The sequence below is a fragment of the Micromonospora cynarisoli genome, from assembly GCF_030518815.1.
Taxonomy (GTDB): Bacteria; Actinomycetota; Actinomycetes; order Mycobacteriales; family Micromonosporaceae; genus Micromonospora; species Micromonospora wenchangensis.
This window is the reverse complement of record NZ_CP130426.1, coordinates 1,568,969-1,585,117: the sequence shown is the minus strand read 5'-3', so window position 1 is coordinate 1,585,117 and position 16,149 is coordinate 1,568,969. Positions and strand designations below refer to the sequence as shown.

Sequence of the window (16,149 nt, the reverse complement as noted above, 5' to 3'; positions counted from 1 at the left end):
GCGACCGGCAACAGTTCCCTGGAAACGAGTGGTCGGCGAGCGGTGGACGGACAGCGACACGGCACGGAGGGCGACCTCGCCCTGCCCGACGGCGGGCGACGCCGGTGGTCCGCAGGTGATCCGACCGCCCGCCTGCTGACCGTCGGCGCGGCGCTGCTGTGCGCCGCGGTGGCGCTCGGCGTCGGGCTGACCGCGTCCGGTGGTGGCCGGGTCGGCGCGGTGCTGCCCCTGGTGGTTCTCGCCGGACTGGCCGTCGGCGTGCTCGCGCTCACCCGGTTCGCGGCGTACGTGCTGCTGATGCTGGCGGTCCGCTCCTGCGTCGACCTGTTCAAGCTCAGCGGCCCGACCGCCGGCCGGGCCGACGGCGCGGCGGCGACCCGGGCGATGGACCCGTCGACGATCCTCGCGGTGCTGTTCCTGCTCGCCGCCGGCCTCTGGCTCGCCGCCCAGCTCCGCCAGCGGGGCCGGCTGCGCGGCTCGCCGCTCGGCGTGGCGATGCTGCTGGTCGGGGCCACCTGCCTGGTCAGCGCGGCGGGGGCCGCCCAGCCGGTGCCCAGCGCCCTGGAGGCGCTGCGGATCGGCACCGTGGTGGTGATGTTCGTGGTGCTGGAGCAGCTGATGCCGGACCTGCCGGCGGTCCGCCGGGTGCTGCTCGCCGCGTACGCCTCGCTGGCGCTGGCGGTCGGCTACACCGCCCTGCTGTCCCTGCTCGGCCACCCGCCGGCCGAGATCAAGGGGGACTTCACCCGGATCAGCGGCCCGTTCAGCCAGTCCACCACCTTCGGCCGCTACCTGATGTTCATGGTGATCTTCGGGTTCGGCATCCACCGCTACCTGAGCCGCCGGCTACGGCTCGGCCTCGGCGTGCTGCTCACCGCGTCGCTGCTGTTCCTGCTGCTCACCAACACCCGCAGCGCGATCCTCGGGGCGGGACTGGGCCTGCTGGTGGTGGCGGTGCTGCACCGCAGCCGGCGGATGCTGGTGGCGCTCTGCCTGGTCGCGGTGGCCGGGGTGGCGCTGCTGCCGAGCGTCGCGCACCGTTTCGGGCAGCTCGCCGACAGCACCGCCGTGGGCGGCGGCCCGACCGGCAACACCCTCGCCTGGCGGGTCGGCTACTGGTCGGAGATCGTGTCGCTGGCCAACCGCAACCCGGTCACCGGGATCGGCCCCAACATGACGAAGTTCGAGGCCGACGAGGCGAAGAAGCCGCACAACGACTTCCTGCGCGCGTACGTGGAGACCGGGCTGGCCGGGCTGCTGGCGTACCTGGCGATGATGGCGCTGTGCCTGCACACCGGGCTGAACGCGCTGCGCCGCGCCCCACCGGGGAGCCTCGGCCGGGGGATCGCGGTCGGGTTCCTGGGCTGCGCGGTCGCCTTCGTCGCGGTCAGCGCGGCGTCCAACGTGATCTCGAACGTGGTCACCCTGTGGTATTTCGCGGCGTTCGCGGCGGCGGCCGGCGCGGTCGCCCGGGGGCTACCGGCCGAGCCGTCCCGCGCGGCGACACCCCGACCGGTGACGACCGGGTGGCACAACCGATGAAGCAACGAGCAGTGGGGAGCAGCAGGGTGGAGATCGTCGACTATCTGCGGGTCGCGCGGCGTCGACTCTGGCTGCTGGTGGGCATTCCGCTGGTGGCCGGGGCGGCGGCCGCGCTGGTCGTCCTGCTCGGCCCGCAGCAGTACGCGGCCACCTCGTACGTCGCCGCGCCCGCCCTGGTCGGCGGCAGCGCGGCCCAGCAGTACACCGGCACCCAGGCGGCCAACCAGTTCGCGGCGGCCTTCGCCGCGGCGGTGACCTCCCCGCAGGTGGTCGACCAGGTGGCCGCCGACACCGGGGTCCCCGCCGACGCGCTGCGCGACGGCCTGGCGGTCAAGCAGGTCGGCGCGAGCAGCCAGCTCACCGTTACCTACACCACCACCGACCGGTCCACCGTCGCCCCGGTGCTCGCCGCGACCGGCAAGCGGGCCCTGGCCTTCCTGTTCGCCAGCCAGGTCGGCATCGCCACCGACGAGGTGAAGACGGCCACCGACGAGCTGACCACCGCCACCCGGGCGATCAACGACTGGGAGAAGGCCAACAAGGTCAGCCAGCCCGACAAGCTCTACCAGTCGACCCTCCAGGAGATCGCCAGCCTGCGGCAGCAGCAGTTGCAGATGCAGGCGGTCGGCAACACCCGGGGCGCCGACGCCGCCGCCGAGTCGATCAGCGCCGGGCAGAAGCGGCTCGACGGGCTCGGCCCGAAGCTGCCCGACTACCAGGCGCTGCTCGCCCAGCGCGACAGCGCCACCAGCGCGTTGGCCTCGGCCCGGCAGGGGCTGCAACAGGCCCGCGCCCAGTCCCAGGCCGCCGACCCGGAGAAGGTGACGAGCGTCGGTGAGGTGCAGCCGGTGTCCCGGGTCAAGGCGCTCGTCGCGCTGGTACTGCCGGTGTCCGGTGCCGGCCTGCTGCTGGCCGTGCTGCTGGTGGCGGTGCTGGAGTGGCTGTCGCGCAGCCGTCGGGCCGGTCAGCCGCCGGCGGTCGGCCGGGCCGCCCCGGCGCTGACCGGCGCGCGGCGTGGCGGCGACGACACGGTGGTGCTGCCTGTCGTCACCTCGGCCGTGCCCGAGCAGCACCGACGCCGGTAGGTGGCGGTGTCGCACGCGTCCGCGCAGGGCGACAAGCACGTCCGGGGGATGGCCCGGGGCGGCGGGCTCAACCTGCTCGGCGCCCTGCTCAGCCAGGCGGCGGTTTTCCTGATCATGCTGCTGCTGGCCCGGGTGCTGGGCATCCGGGAGGTCGGCCGGTACGCCCAGTGCTATGCGGTGCTGTCGCTGGCCGGGCTGCTGTCGCTGTCCGGGTTCCGGGCCGGCCTCACCCGGTTCGTGGCGGTGCACCTGGCCGACGCGGACGCCCCGGCGCTGCGCGGCACCATCCGGTTGGGACTGGCCGTCTCGGCCGGCTCGTCGGTCGTCCTCGCCGGGGCGCTGGCGGCGGGCGCACCGTGGCTGGCCGACCGGCTGCACGACCCGGGGCTGGTCACCGGGCTGCGGCTGGTCGCGCTGACCCTGCCCGCCTCGACGGTCTGCGAGGCGGCGCTGGCGGCGACCCGGGGCTGGCGTACCCAACGGCCGTTCACCTTCATCGGCCAGCTCTACGAGCCGGGGACCCGGCTGTTGCTCACCGGGCTCGCCCTGCTCACCGGGGCCGGGCTGACCGGGGCGTTCTGGGCGCTGGTGGTGGCCGGCTGGTCGGCCGCCCTGCTCGCCCTGCTGGCGCTGGCCCGGCTGGTCCGCCGGGTGCCCCCGGCCCGCCCGGTGCACCGGCCGGGGGAGCTGTTCCGCTTCTCCACGGTCAGCTGGGTGTCGTCGCTGTCGTCGACCGGGCTGATCTGGGTCGACACCCTGCTGCTCGGCTTCTTCGCCAACCCGGACATCGGCGTCTACAACGTCGCCACCCGGCTGGTCACCGTCGCCATCTTCGTGCTCGCCCCGGTCAACGCGGCGTTCGGCCCGTACCTGGCGCACCTTTACCACCGGGGGGACCTCGACGACGTCCGCCGGGTCTACGCGGTGGCCACCGGCTGGGTGGTGCGGCTGTCGCTGCCGGCGTTCGTGGCGCTGCTGGTCCTCCCCGGCGACCTGCTGCGCGTCTTCGGCGGCGAGGTCGCCACCGGCGCGGCGGTGACCGTGGTCCTCGCCCTCGGCCAGCTCGTCAACGCGGCCACCGGCCCGTGCGGCACGGTGCTGAACATGTCCGGCCGGGTGGCCCTCAACATGGCCGACAACCTGGTCGCCCTGGTGCTCAACGTGCTGCTCAACCTCTGGCTCATCCCCGCCTACGGGATCGTCGGCGCGGCGGCGGCGTGGAGCGCCTCGCTGATCGTGGTCAACATCGCCCGGGTGGTGCAGGTCCGCCACCTGACCGGCGCGCTGCCGTTCACCGTCGGGATGGCCAAGGGCCTGGCCGCCGGGGTCGCCGCGCTGCTCGCCGGGCTGCTGGTGCGCTGGCTGGTGCCGGACTGGCCGTGGCGGCCGGTCGCCGGGCTGGCCGCGATCGTGGCCGTCTACCTGGGGGCCGTGCTGGCGCTGGGGCTCAGCCGGGAGGATCTGATGGTGCTGCGCACCCTGGCCCGCCGACGCCGCCGGGACACCCCGCGCGGCCCCGGGGACGATCCCGCCCCGGCCGTCGACGAGGCCGGTCGGGCGGTGTCGCGGTGAGCGCGGGGCCGCGGCGGGCCACCGTGGACCGGCTGCGCCGGGTGGTACGCGGCACCCGCGCCTGGGGACGCGCGGCGCTGCCCGGCCGGGTCGGCGCGCTGCCCGACTTCCTGATCATCGGCGGGCAGCGGTGCGGCACCACCTCGCTGCACCACTACCTCGCCGCGCACCCCGACGTGCGGCCGGCCACCGGCAAGGAACTCCAGTTCTTCAGCCTGCACTACCGGCGGGGGCCGCGCTGGTACCGGGCGCACTTCCCGCCGGCCGCCCCCGGCCGGCGCAGCTTCGAGGCCAGCCCCTACTACCTGTTCCACCCCGGCGTCCCGGCCCGGGTGGCGGCGACGCTGCCCGAGGCCCGGTTCGTGGCGCTGCTGCGCGACCCGGTCGAACGGGCCTACTCGCACTACCTGCACACCCGCTCCTACGGGGTGGAGCCGTTGGGCTTCGCCGAGGCGCTCGCCGCCGAGCCGGGGCGGCTGGCCGCGGCGCTGGCCGACGGGCCGGACACCCCGGCGGCCCACCACGCGCTGCGCAACTTCTCCTACGCCGCCCGGGGCCGCTACGCCGAACAGCTCGACCGCTGGTACGCCCACCTGCCCCCGGACCGGCTGCACGTGATCCGCAGCGAGGACCTGTACGCCGACCCGGCGGCCACCTACGCGGGCGTGCTGCGGTTCCTCGGGCTGGCCCCGTACACCCCGGCGGAGTTCGCCAGGCACACCCGCCGGGCGGACACCGGCCCCTCCCAGCTCACCCCGGCGCTACGGGCCGAGCTGGCCGCCGGGTTCGCCCCGCACAACGCCCGCCTGGCGGACCTGCTCGGCTGGTCGCGCACCTGGTGACCGGTCAGCGGATCGGGGCTAGGACGCTGGCCGGGTCGCCCTGCGCGCGCAGCAGCACCGGGCTCGGCCCGATCGGCAGCGCGCCGGTGCGGGCGGCCGGGTCGGCACCGACCGGGCCGCCGGTCACCCCGGCCGCAGCCGGCAACGACACGGTGCCGGTGGAGGTCGACCAGAGCACCAGGGTGCTCTCCACGCCGCGCCGGAACGCCACCCCGGTCAGCCCCTTGGCGTTCACCGGCTCGACGGTCGCGTCCCGGGCCGCCGCCGCCAGGGCGGCCATCATCGCGCCCGCCTGCCGCTGGGTGCCGTCCGGGTCGAGCAGGCCGTAGCGGACCTCCGCGCCGGCCCGGTTGTTGGGGTTGTACGCCAGCGGCAGCCAGAGCACCTCGCGGACACCACCGGCGACCAGCATGCTGACCACCTTGACCATCTCGTCGCCCCGGGCTGCGGCGTCGTCCGCGCCGTCCTTCCAGAACTGGCCGACCTCCCACGCCTGCACCGGCACCCCGGCCGGGGTTTCCGCCCGCAGGTAGTCCAGCAGCGCCGGCACCCCGGAGAAGTGCTCGTAGAAGTGCAGCTGCCGGACGTCGACCACCCGGTCGTCGAGCAGCTTCTCGGTGACCGCCAGGTAGGCCAGGTTCCGGGAGTTCTGCGCGTTGTCCAGCGCCGCGCGCAACGCCGTCGGGTCGGCCACCGCCGGGATCAGCCGCCCCCGGGTGCCGATCCGCCGCTGGAAGTACGCCTGGTAGGCGGCGACGGCCTGGTCCGGCTGCCCGGCCCGCAGCAGCCGGTCGGCGACCCCCATCCCGTACGCGACGCTGCTCATGCCCGAGTCGACCACCTTGGCCTGCGGGTCGGCCGCGCGGATCGCCTCGGCGGCGGCGGTGACCAGCCGGCGGTAGTCCTCGGGGCTGCCCGCCCAGTACTGCTGCGCGTTGACCTCGTTCTCGATCGCGTACTCGCGGACCCCGTACGGGGCGTAGCGCTGCACCAGCGTGCGGACGAAGCTCTGGTAGGCGGCGAGGTCCTGCGGCATCGCCGACTCGGTCTTGTTGGCCTGGCCCCGGGTGAACTTCGCCGTCCCGCCGGTCGCCCAGCACACCCCGGTACGGATCTTCAGGTGCAGGGTGATGCCGAGCTTACGGCTGCGTTCGGCGATCTGGTCCACCGCCGAGAAGTCCGGGCTGCCCTGGGTCTTCTCGATGTCACACCAGCTCAGCTCGTGGTACGTCGCCGAACCGGTGAGCTTCTCCAGGTAGGGCACGAACTGGTCGTGCCGGGAGAAGTCCCAGTGCGCGCCGAACGGGTTGCGGACCGGCGCGCCGGCCGGCAGCGGCGTACCGCTGGCACCGGCCGACGGGGCGGCCGACGGCGCGGTCGCCGATGGGGCCGGCCCGGGAGCGGGATCGTCCGAACAGGCCGCCCCGGCGAGCAGGGCGACCAGCAGCACCCCGGCGAGCAGCGCCCGCCGCCCGAGCCGGGGGGCCGGCGGACCCCCGGCCGGGGCGTCGCCGCGCGGCACCCGGTTCACCGGTAGCCCAGTTCGCGCAGGGTGGCCCCGGAGAAGACCCGGACCAGCACCCGCAGGAAGGGGTCCAGCTCGCGGCGGTAGGTGCCGACCCGGGAGCCGTAGATCGGGGCGTCGGTGCCGGCGGCGGCCCGCCGTCGCTCCGCCTCGGCGGTGTACTTGCCCGCCACGTCGTGCTGCTTGCCGTCGTAGTCGAGCACGCCAGCCTCCCAGGGTTCGCCGAGGAACTCGAACAGGCCCCGCATGGCCTTCTCCGGGTCGGTGACGGTCTCCTCGTAGCGCAGTTCGTGGTAGCGGTCGGCGGGCAGCCGGGCCCCGGCGGCGCGGGCGATCCGGATGTAGCGCGGCCACTTCACCACGCACTTCACCGCCGACCAGTAGCCGAACCGCTTGCGGTGCGACACCACCACGTCCCGGCCGTCCCGCACGACGTGCACGAACTGCGCGTCGGGGAAGACCTCGGCCAGGAAGTCGATGGACAGCGCGTACAGCGGGGTCTTGTCGGCCCAGCGGGTCTTGCCCCGGGACCTGGCGTAGTCGGCCTGGATGCCGCCGAAGAAGTCGGCGATGCGGCCCAGCCAGTACTCCCGGGGGAACCCGAAGCGGGCCAGCCGCTCCCAGTCCCGTCCGACGATGCGTTGCATGTCGGCCAGGAACCGGGTCTCCGGGCCGCAGCTCACCCGGGAGTGCGAGTCGAGCACCAGCCGCAGCATCGTCGTGCCGGAACGCTGGCAGCCGACCAGGAAGATCGGCCCCTGCGGGCGGCCCGGCCCGGGGGCGGGTGGCGGGGTTTGCGGGTCAGCCACGGTCCACCGCCTCCTGTCTGCCGGCCGACGCGTCCAACCGGCCGGTCAGCTCGGTGCACAGCGCCCGGACCCGGGTGTCGATGTCCAGCCGGGGCCGCGCCGGGGTGCGCGCGCCGACGTGCGCGTGCAGCACCGGGTCGTACGGCAGGTCGAGGAAGGCGCACAGCCGCCGGGTGTACCCCGCCGGGTCGGCGACCAGCGCGTCGTACGAGCAGAGCAGGGTGTCCGACCGGTCGGCCAGCCCGAGGGAGAAGTACAACGAGTTGCGCACGTACCAGAACAGGGCGGCGGCGGTGTGCGGGGTCATCCGGTCGTAGTCGAAGCCGGCGACGAGGTCCCGTGTCGGCGCGTCCAGGCGCTGCCCCTGCCAGCGGTCCCCGATGGTGCCGTCGGCGATGGCCCGCAACGCCCGCAGGTTGGCGTCGCCGAACTTCGCCACCTCGGAGCGGGCCCGGTCGTCGACGTCCCGGTACGCCCACAGCGCCCGCCCCGGCGCGACCCCGGGCAGGTCGAGCAGCCAGTCCACCCGGTGCGTGTCGCACAGCGGCTTGACCAGCACGTACCGGTGCCGGCTGCGGCGTACGACGGCGGCCAGCACCGGGTCGGGACGCAACCGGAAGCGGTGGAACACGGCCCTGTCGTTCTCGTTGCGGACCTCCACCGACGGGTCGGCGTCCAACCCCCGGGTCAGCATGTTGGTGCCGGAACGTTGCAGGCCCACCAGGTACACCGGGACGGCCCGGCCGGGCGGCCCGGGGTGGGTCCGTCGCCAGCGCCACTTCGCCAGCGCGGTGCGGGCCCGCTCGACCGGGTCGAGCCGGTCCTCCTCGATCAGCCGCCGGACGCCCTCGGTGCGTGCCCAGCGCAGGTGCCGGCGGACCCGTCGGGCGGTGTACGCCAGCGCCGAGGGTTCGTCGGGGTGGGGCACCGGGTCCTCCTCGGGCACGTCGGGCGGGGTGGGGCACACGGTACCGGCAGATCATCGCGGCTGACCACGTGGCCGTGTGGTCAGCCGGCGATGGGCCGTGTGGCTACTTGGGGATCATGAGCTGGACTCACGACGTGGGTGTTGCTTACGGTGGGGCCCCTGGTCACCGCTGCTGTCCGGGGCGACCACCCCACCTCCCGACCCCGACGCACCGCAGCAGCCACCCCCGGAGCAGGCCGATGCGTGTCCTCCATGTCAACAAGTTCCTCTACCGGCGCGGCGGTGCCGAGGGCTACCTGCTCGACGTCGCCGAGCTGCAACGGGGCGACGGCGACGAGGTGGCCTTCTTCGGCATGACCCACCCGGACAACGACGCCCCCACCCCGTACGCCGGGCACTTCCCGTCCCACGTGGAGCTGGACCCGACGCCGCGCGGCGCGGGCGCCCGGGCGGCGGTCGCGGCCCGGATGATCTGGTCGCCGGCCAGCCGGCGGGGCCTGGCCCGGGTGCTCGACGAGTTCCGGCCCGACGTGGTCCACCTGCACAACATCTACCACCAGCTCTCCCCGTCGGTGCTGGCCGCGGTGCGGGCCGCCCGGGTGCCGGCGGTGATGACCCTGCACGACTACAAGCTGGCCTGCCCCAGCTACCAGATGCTCGACCGGGGGACGGTCTGCGACGCCTGCGTGACAGGCGGCCCGCTGCGCGCGGCCCGCCGCCGCTGCAAGGACGGGTCGCTGGGGGCCAGCTCGCTGCTCGCCGTCGAGTCGTGGCTGCACCGCGCCACCCGGGCGTACGGGCCGGTGCAGGCGTTCGTCAGCCCGAGCCGGTTCCTGGCCGACGTGATGCGCCGGGCGGGTGTCTTCCCCGACCGGATGCACGTGGTGTCGCACTTCGTCGACGTGGCCACGACGGCGGTGAAGACGACACCCGGCGGGCCGGTGGTCTTCGCCGGTCGGCTGGCTGCCGAGAAGGGCGTCGACGTGCTGATCGAGGCGCTCACCCGACTGCCGGACGACGTCGTGCTGGAGGTGGCCGGGGACGGCCCGGCCCGCGACGGGCTGACCGACCTGGCCCGGCGACGGGCCCCCGGCCGGGTCCGGTTCCACGGCCGGCTGGACAAGGCCCGGCTGCACGAACTGGTCCGCTCGGCAACGGTCGTGGCGGTGCCGTCCCGGTGGAACGAGAACCAGCCGATGGCGGTGCTGGAGGCGTACGGCTGCGGCGTGCCGGTGGTCGCCTCCGACCTGGGCGGCCTGCCGGAGCTGGTGACGCCGGGGGTGGACGGCGAGGTGGTGCCCGCCGACGACCCGGTCGCGCTGGCCGCCGGGCTGCACCGGGTGCTGACCGACCCGCAGCGGGCGTACCGGATGGGGCGGGCCGGCCGGGCGCGGGTGGAGCGGGACTTCTCCCCGCAGGCGCACCTGACCCGGTTGCGGGAGGTCTACGCGACCGCCGCGCGGACCGTGCGGGAGCCGGTGTGAACCCGCCGGTGCGGGTGCTCTACCTGGCCGGCAGCGGACGCAGCGGCAGCACCCTGGTCACCACCGTGCTGGGCCAGTACGACGGGGTCTTCGCCGCCGGCGAGCTGCGCTACCTGTGGCAGCGCGGCGAGGTGGAGAACCGGCCGTGCGGCTGCGGCCGGCCGCTGCGGGACTGCCCGCTGTGGGGCGAGGTGCGCCGAGAGCTGCCGACCGACCGGGCCGCCGCGATCGCCGCCGGGCTACGCGGGCGGCTGCGGATGCGCGGCCTGCCGGCGCTGCTGCGCCGGCACCGGCGCGGCGTCCGGCCGGTGCCCGCGCACCCCGACGACCCGGCGCTGGCCGACCTGTACGCGGCCGTGGCCCGGCACACCGGGGCCCGGCTGGTGGTCGACTCGTCGAAGCTGCCCCCGTACGGCGCGCTGGTAGGCGCGTTGCCCGGCATCGAGCTGCGGGTGCTGCACCTGGTCCGCGACCCCCGGGCCACCGCGTTCTCCTGGCGTCGTCGCCGGGGGCTGGACGGCGACGCCGACCCCGAGCTGATGAGCCGGCCCCCGGTGTGGAAGGCCGCCCTGCTCTGGCTGGTCTGGAACACCGTCACCGTCCGGCTGTGGGCCGACCGCGCCCCGACGGGGTACCTGCGGGTGCGCTACGAGGACCTGACCGCCGACCCGGAGGCGACCCTGCGCCGGATCGCCGCGTTCGCCGGGGTGGACCCCGACGGCGGCCCGTTCACCGGCCCGGCGACGGTCCGGCTGACGCCGACGCACTCGGTGGCCGGCAACCCGTCGCGGCACCGGACCGGACCGGTGCCGATCACCGCCGACGTGCAGTGGCGGCGTGACCTGTCCCACTGGTCGTACGCGCTGGTCACCGCGCTGACCGCGCCGGGGCTGCGCCGGTTCGGCTACCCGTTTCGGCGGGGCCGCCAGGCGGTGGGGCGGCCCGTGCGGGGTGGGCCGGCGGCGGCCGGTGGGCGGTCGGTGGGCGTCGGGCGGTCGGGGTCTGCCCGGCACGAGGAGGGCTGAGCGATGTTGGCGGTGGTGGTGGGCACCGGGCGGTGCGGGTCGACCCTGGTGCAGGAGCTGTTGTCCCGGCACCCCGGGGTCGGGTTCGTCTCCGGGGTCGACGACAAGCTGTCCCGGCTCAACCTGGGCGGCCGGCTCAACGGCCCGCTGTACCGGCGTTCCGCGCCCCGCCCGGCGGGCATGACGTCGCTGCGGCACAGCCGTCGGCTGCTGGAGAAGGGCCGGCTACGGGTCGCCCCGTCGGAGGCGTACCACCTGCTGGACCGGCACGTGGTGGCCGGCTTCTCCAGGCCGTGCCGGGACCTGACCGCCGAGGATCTCACCCCGTACCTGCGGCGGCGGCTGCGGGCCTTCTTCGACGCCCGGATCGCCAGGCAGGGCTGCCGGCTGCTGCTGCACCACGTGACGGGCTGGCCGAGGACGGGGTTCCTGCGGGCCGGTTACCCGGAGCTACGGGTGGTCAACGTGGTCCGCGACGGCCGGGCGGTGACGAACTCCTGGCTCCAGATGGGCTGGTGGGACGGCTGGCGTGGGCCTGACAACTGGTTCCTCGGGCCGCTGCCGACCGACCTGCGCCAGGAGTGGGAGGAGTACGACAGGTCGTTCCCGGTGCTCGCCGCGCTGGGCTGGAAGATGCTGATGGACCGGTTCGCCGAGGCCCGCGCCGCGCACCCCGAGGGGCAGTGGCTCGACGTGCGCTACGAGGACCTGCTCGCCGACCCGCGCGCCGAGGTGGCCCGGATGCTCGACTTCCTCGGCCTGGACTGGTCACCCGCGTTCGAGAAGGGTTTCGGGCGTTACCGGTTCCACGCCGGGCGGCAGGCCGCCTACCACGAGGAGTTGGGCGGTGCGCAGCTCGCCGCCGTGGAACGGGTGCTGGACAAGCCGCTGCGGCAGTGGGGCTACCGGGACTGACCGGAGCGTCCCGCCACCGCCGGGACGGGTGCCGCCGCGTCGGCGTCGTCGGGGCGACGTGGGCAAAGTTCCTACAGGTGCAGGTGGTGGTGCCGGTCGGTCGGCCCATAGCGTGCCGGGTCTCGGGACACTCAAGGAGACTGCATGGCTGCAATGGGAACGCCCCTTCGCGCCGGGGCGGCAGTGCTGTCCGCGGTGCTGCTCGCCGCCCTGGGCGCGGCGCCACGGGCGGTGGCGGCGTCGGACGGACCGGCGATCGTGGTCCAGGACGGGGTCACCCAGCCGGTGTTCGGCTACGCCGACGCCATCCGGGAACGCCTGTTCATCGACTCCACCTTCGACAGCGACAACGACGGCCTGCGCGACATCATCGCGTTCGACCTGATGCGACCGGCGGCCACCGCCAACGGGCTCAAGGTGCCGGTCATCATGGACGCCAGCCCCTACTACTCGACGGTCTGCCGGGGCAACGAGTCCGAGTGCAAGGCCGACCTGGACGGCGACGGCCTGCTCGACAAGTGGCCGCTGTTCTACGACAACTACTTCGTGCCGCGCGGCTACGCGGTGATCCTGCTGGACATGGTGGGCACCAACAACTCCACCGGCTGCCCCACCACCAACGCCAACCAGGACAATCTCAGCGCCAAGCAGGCGATCAACTGGCTCAACGGCCGGGCCACCGCACGTAACGCGGCCGGCCAGGTGGTCACCGCCGACTGGCACAACGGCAAGTCGGGCATGATCGGCAAGTCGTACGACGGCTCGCTGGCCATGGCGACGGCGGTGACCGGCGTCAAGGGGCTGACCACTGTGGTGCCGATCAGCGGCCCCACCGAGTACTACGACTACGTGCGCAGCAACGGGGTGGTCACCCGGGGCAACAGCTACGTGGCGTCGCTGGCCAACACGGTGACCAACCCGGAGCGGCGGGAGTACTGCAAGCCGGTGCGGGACGCGATGGCCGCCGCCGACGGCGACGAGACCGGCGACTACACCGCCTTCTGGAACGAGCGCAGCTACGTCAAGAAGGTCCCCAACATGACCGCCAGCGTGCTGCTCTACCACGGCCTCAACGACGACAACGTCCGCGCGGACCACTTCAGCAAGTTCTGGTACGCCCTGGCGGAGAACAACATCCAGCGCAAGCTGTGGCTCTCCCAGGAGGGGCACGTCGACCCGTTCGACTCGCGGCGCGCGGTGTGGGTGTCCACCCTGCACCGGTGGTTCGACTTCTGGCTGCACGGGATCGCCAACGGCATCATGGACGAACCCCGGGTCGACCTGGAGCGGGCCGCCGACGTGTGGGAGACCCACGCCGACTGGCCGATCCCCGGCAAGGCCGACACGGAGGTGTTCCTCCAGCCCGGCGGCACCGGGGCCGGAGGCCTGAAGCTGGTGCCGACGGCCAAGCCGGCGACCGGCGCGTTCCAGGACAGCCGTACCCAGAGCCAGAACACCATGATCCTCAACCCGGACACGGTGCAGCCGAACCGGCTGGCGTTCCTGTCCGCGCCGCTGACCGCGCCCCTGCACATCTCGGGCACGCCGACGGTGCAGCTGCGGGCCTCGGCCGACCAGACCGACACCAACTTCGGGGCGATCCTGGTCGACTACGGCACCGACGAGCGGGTGGCGCACCGGGCCTCCGGCGAGGGCATCATCACCCTGGCCACCGAGGACTGCTGGGGGCTGAACAGCCCGACCGACGACGGCTGCTACAAGCAGACCGCCAAGCGGGTCGCCACCGCCGACTACGAGCTGGTCACCAAGGGCATCATGGACGCCCAGAACCGGCAGTCGATCCGCACCGCCGTGCCGCTGGTGGTGGGGGAGTCGTACAACTTCACCTTCCCGCTGCTGCCGGAGGACTACGTGTTCAAGCCGGGCCACCGGATCGGCGTGATCATCGTGGCCAGCTACCCGCAGTACTCCAGCCAGGCGGACACCACCGCCGCGAACATCACGGTCGCCCTGAAGAGCAGCAAGATCGTTCTTCCGGTGGTCGGCGGCACCCCCGCCGCCCACGCGGCAGGTCTCTGACCGACGCCCGGGTGGCCGCCGACGCAGCGCTGCTGCGCCGGCGGCCACCCGGCCCGGTCACCCCACGCCGCAGGGGGTGCCGTTGAGCACGAAAGCGGTGGGCGGGACGTTCGGGCCGCCGTAGGCCCCGACGAAACCGGCGGTGACGCTGCCACCGGCGGCGATCCGCCGGTTGTCGTCGGTGCCGGCGACCGTCACGGTACGCCCGGTCTGGGTCCAGGTGGCGCTCCAGCCGCTGCTCACCTGCTGCCAACCGGTCGGCCAGCTCCAGGTCAGCGTCCAGCCGTCGACCGGGTTGGCCCCGTTGTTGACGATCTCGACGTTGCCGACCCAGCCGTTGCCCCAGTCGCTGGCGGTGGTGAGCCGGACGGTGCAGCTGCTCCCGGCCGGGCCGGCGGTGGTGAACGTGACAGGCGACGACGACCACGACACCTTCCCGGCGGTGTCCCGGGTCAGCACGTTGAGCGTGTACCGGGTGCCGGGGACGAGGTTGTCCACGGTGAACGAGGTGCCGGCCGTCTCGCCGAGCTGCTCGCTGACCGTGCCGTTCTGCCGGTACACCTCGTACTTGGCGATCGGGGCGCCCTTCGGCGGGGCCGGCGACCAGGAGATCGTCGCCGACCGGTCGGTCACCCCGCTCGCCGTCGGCTGCCCCGGCGGGGCCGGGTGCGCGGTGACCGGGGACGAGGGCCGCAGCACCAGCGTGGTCAGCGAGTACGCCGGCAGCGTCCGGCTGCCGGCGCTGCCGGACTGGCCGGTGACCACGCCGGACGCGCCGTTGGTCAGCGAGTACGTGGTCGGCGCGGCCCCCGACGGGGTGAAACCGGCGTAGTCGATGGTGACCGGGCGGGCGCTGTCCGGGTCCTTGTTGACCAGCAGCACCGCGAGATCCCCGTCGGCCCGCCGCACGGCGTGCGCGGTGACCAGCGGCTCGTCGGTGGCCGCGCGGACGAACTGGTCACCCGGCCGGGCGAACAGGTTCATCATCGACAGCGCGTGGTACGGCGCGAACGGGGTGTTCAGCGGCGGTTCGCAGACCGTGTTGTCGGCGGTGCAGGTGCCGCTGGACAGCAGCCCGAAGTCGCCGTAGTCGGTCTGCCCGGCCACCTCGGTGACGGTGCCGATGCCGTTGTGCACGTTCCACCACTGGACCGTGAAGACGCCGTTCTCCAGCAGGTCGCTGTAGGCGTCGGCGAGGAACAGCGCGCCCGGCTGGGTGTTCTGCCCGGTGCCGACGTTCAGCTCGGTGAAGCTGATGCCGATCCGGGCGGCGTTCGGGCCGGCGTACCGGGCGAGCTGGTCGCGCAGCAGGTGGGCCGCCTCGTCGATGTGGGCCGTCCGGGCCAGCGACTCGGCGGCGGTGCCACCCGGGTACCAGTGCACATCCACGAAGTCGATCTTCGGGCCGGCGATGGAGAGCACGGTCCGGTTCCACGGGCCCGGGTCACTGCCGGCGGTGATCCCGTCCGGCCAGTTGCCCGGCATGGTCAGCACCGCGCCGACCTTGATCGTGGGGTCGACCGCCTTCATCGCGTCGGCGTAGTCGACCACCAGCCGGGCGTACTGGCTGGCGCTCTTGTCGGGGTGGTCGTCGGCCTCCCAGGCCGACCCGTAGTGGCCGTTGCCGTAGTTCTCGTTGCCGACCGTCCACCACTTCGCGCCGTACCCCTTGGTGACGTTGGCGTAGCGCACCCAGTCGGCGGCCTCGGCGGGAGTCCCGGTGCCGTAGTTGGCGATGATCATCGGTTGCGCGCCGACCCGCCGGGCGGCGGCCATGAACGTGTCGAAGTCGGTGTTCGGGGCGACGTACCCGCCGGGCGCGGTGTGGTCGCGCCAGTGGTAGATGTCGGCGTACGAGCCGCCCGGGTAGCGCATCATCCGCACACCGGCGGCCTTGAGCAGGTCCGACGTCTCGGCCGTGCCGAGTTGGGAGTCCCAGATGGCGTGGTTGACGCCCAGCGCGGTGTCCGGCACGGTGGCCAGCCCGGCGTTGGCGTTGACGGTCACGGCCACCGGGTCCGCCGCCGCGTCGGCGGGCGACGGGCCGGTCACGGCGAGCCCACCGGTGGCGAGCAGCAGGCTCGCGGCGAGCGCCGTCGCGCGCCCCGGGCCGCGACGCGACGGGCGCGACGGTGGGGCGGAAACTCTGTTCATACGGGGTTCCTTCGGGGGTCACCACCGTGCACCGCGGCAGGTCGGGGTGGCGTCGCACCACGAGGAGCGTCGGGACGGCGGGCGGGACGGATGGACGGACTGCGGACGTCGTTTCGTCGCACTTGTCGCCGTCCCCCGGAAACCCACAGGCGGCCGGGTGCCCTTGGACGACTGTCGGCCCCGCGCGTGGCCACGTCATCGACGCACAAGAATCGCACGGCGGTCCCG

Annotated in this window: 12 protein-coding genes; 8 read left to right on the top strand and 4 right to left on the bottom strand. The window is 74.0% G+C overall.

Annotated features, from left to right (window positions below; translation table 11 throughout):
• Positions 1–42: 42 nt before the first annotated feature.
• The 4 genes from Q2K16_RS06690 to Q2K16_RS06675 are packed head-to-tail and all read left to right on the top strand — an operon-like array spanning position 43 to position 5,041.
• Positions 43–1,542, top strand: coding sequence for an O-antigen ligase family protein (locus Q2K16_RS06690; RefSeq protein WP_302744175.1), 1,500 nt, complete (start codon positions 43–45; stop codon positions 1,540–1,542).
• Positions 1,539–2,627 carry a Wzz/FepE/Etk N-terminal domain-containing protein gene (locus tag Q2K16_RS06685; protein ID WP_302744174.1) on the top strand — a complete coding sequence of 363 codons (1,089 nt, stop codon included), beginning with the start codon at positions 1,539–1,541 and terminating at the stop codon, positions 2,625–2,627. The genes Q2K16_RS06690 and Q2K16_RS06685 overlap by 4 nt, the downstream gene beginning before the upstream one ends.
• 6 nt (positions 2,628–2,633) lie before the next feature.
• The gene (locus Q2K16_RS06680; RefSeq protein ID WP_302744173.1) at positions 2,634–4,199 is read left to right on the top strand and encodes an oligosaccharide flippase family protein; all 1,566 of its coding nucleotides are present in this window, start codon (positions 2,634–2,636) and stop codon (positions 4,197–4,199) included.
• Positions 4,196–5,041 carry a sulfotransferase family protein gene (locus tag Q2K16_RS06675; protein WP_302744172.1) on the top strand — a complete coding sequence of 282 codons (846 nt, stop codon included), beginning with the start codon at positions 4,196–4,198 and terminating at the stop codon, positions 5,039–5,041. The genes Q2K16_RS06680 and Q2K16_RS06675 overlap by 4 nt, the downstream gene beginning before the upstream one ends.
• Positions 5,042–5,045: 4 nt before the next feature.
• Here Q2K16_RS06675 and Q2K16_RS06670 read toward each other — a convergent pair whose 3' ends face one another.
• From Q2K16_RS06670 to Q2K16_RS06660, 3 genes are read right to left on the bottom strand one after another with little or no spacing between them, the layout of a single operon-like run.
• On the bottom strand, positions 5,046–6,563 hold the full coding sequence (locus tag Q2K16_RS06670) for a hypothetical protein (RefSeq protein WP_302744171.1): 1,518 nt from the start codon (positions 6,561–6,563) through the stop codon (positions 5,046–5,048).
• Positions 6,564–6,568: 5 nt separating this feature from the next.
• Entirely contained in the window at positions 6,569–7,375 is an 807-nt protein-coding gene (locus Q2K16_RS06665) for a sulfotransferase family protein (protein WP_302744170.1), read from the bottom strand.
• Positions 7,368–8,303, bottom strand: a complete 936-nt coding sequence (locus Q2K16_RS06660; RefSeq protein ID WP_302744169.1) for a sulfotransferase family protein — start codon at positions 8,301–8,303, stop codon at positions 7,368–7,370. Before Q2K16_RS06660 ends, Q2K16_RS06665 begins: the two co-directional genes overlap by 8 nt.
• Before the next feature lie 239 nt (positions 8,304–8,542).
• On the opposite strand from Q2K16_RS06660, the gene Q2K16_RS06655 reads away from it, so the two are divergent.
• The 4 genes from Q2K16_RS06655 to Q2K16_RS06640 all read left to right on the top strand — a co-directional run bounded on the left by Q2K16_RS06655 (position 8,543) and on the right by Q2K16_RS06640 (position 13,767).
• Entirely contained in the window at positions 8,543–9,787 is a 1,245-nt protein-coding gene (locus Q2K16_RS06655; protein WP_302744168.1) for a glycosyltransferase, read from the top strand.
• Complete coding sequence (locus tag Q2K16_RS06650; protein ID WP_302744167.1) at positions 9,784–10,812, top strand: sulfotransferase family protein; 1,029 nt, start codon at positions 9,784–9,786, stop codon at positions 10,810–10,812. The genes Q2K16_RS06655 and Q2K16_RS06650 overlap by 4 nt, the downstream gene beginning before the upstream one ends.
• A gap of 3 nt (positions 10,813–10,815) precedes the next feature.
• Positions 10,816–11,727, top strand: coding sequence for a sulfotransferase family protein (locus Q2K16_RS06645; protein WP_302744166.1), 912 nt, complete (start codon positions 10,816–10,818; stop codon positions 11,725–11,727).
• A gap of 144 nt (positions 11,728–11,871) precedes the next feature.
• On the top strand, positions 11,872–13,767 hold the full coding sequence (locus Q2K16_RS06640; RefSeq protein ID WP_302744165.1) for a CocE/NonD family hydrolase: 1,896 nt from the start codon (positions 11,872–11,874) through the stop codon (positions 13,765–13,767).
• 57 nt (positions 13,768–13,824) lie between these two features.
• On the opposite strand, the gene Q2K16_RS06635 is transcribed toward Q2K16_RS06640, so the two are convergent.
• A complete protein-coding gene (locus tag Q2K16_RS06635; RefSeq protein ID WP_302744164.1) occupies positions 13,825–15,921 on the bottom strand; it encodes a cellulose binding domain-containing protein in 2,097 nt (698 codons plus the stop codon).
• Between the last annotated feature and the right edge of the window lie 228 nt (positions 15,922–16,149).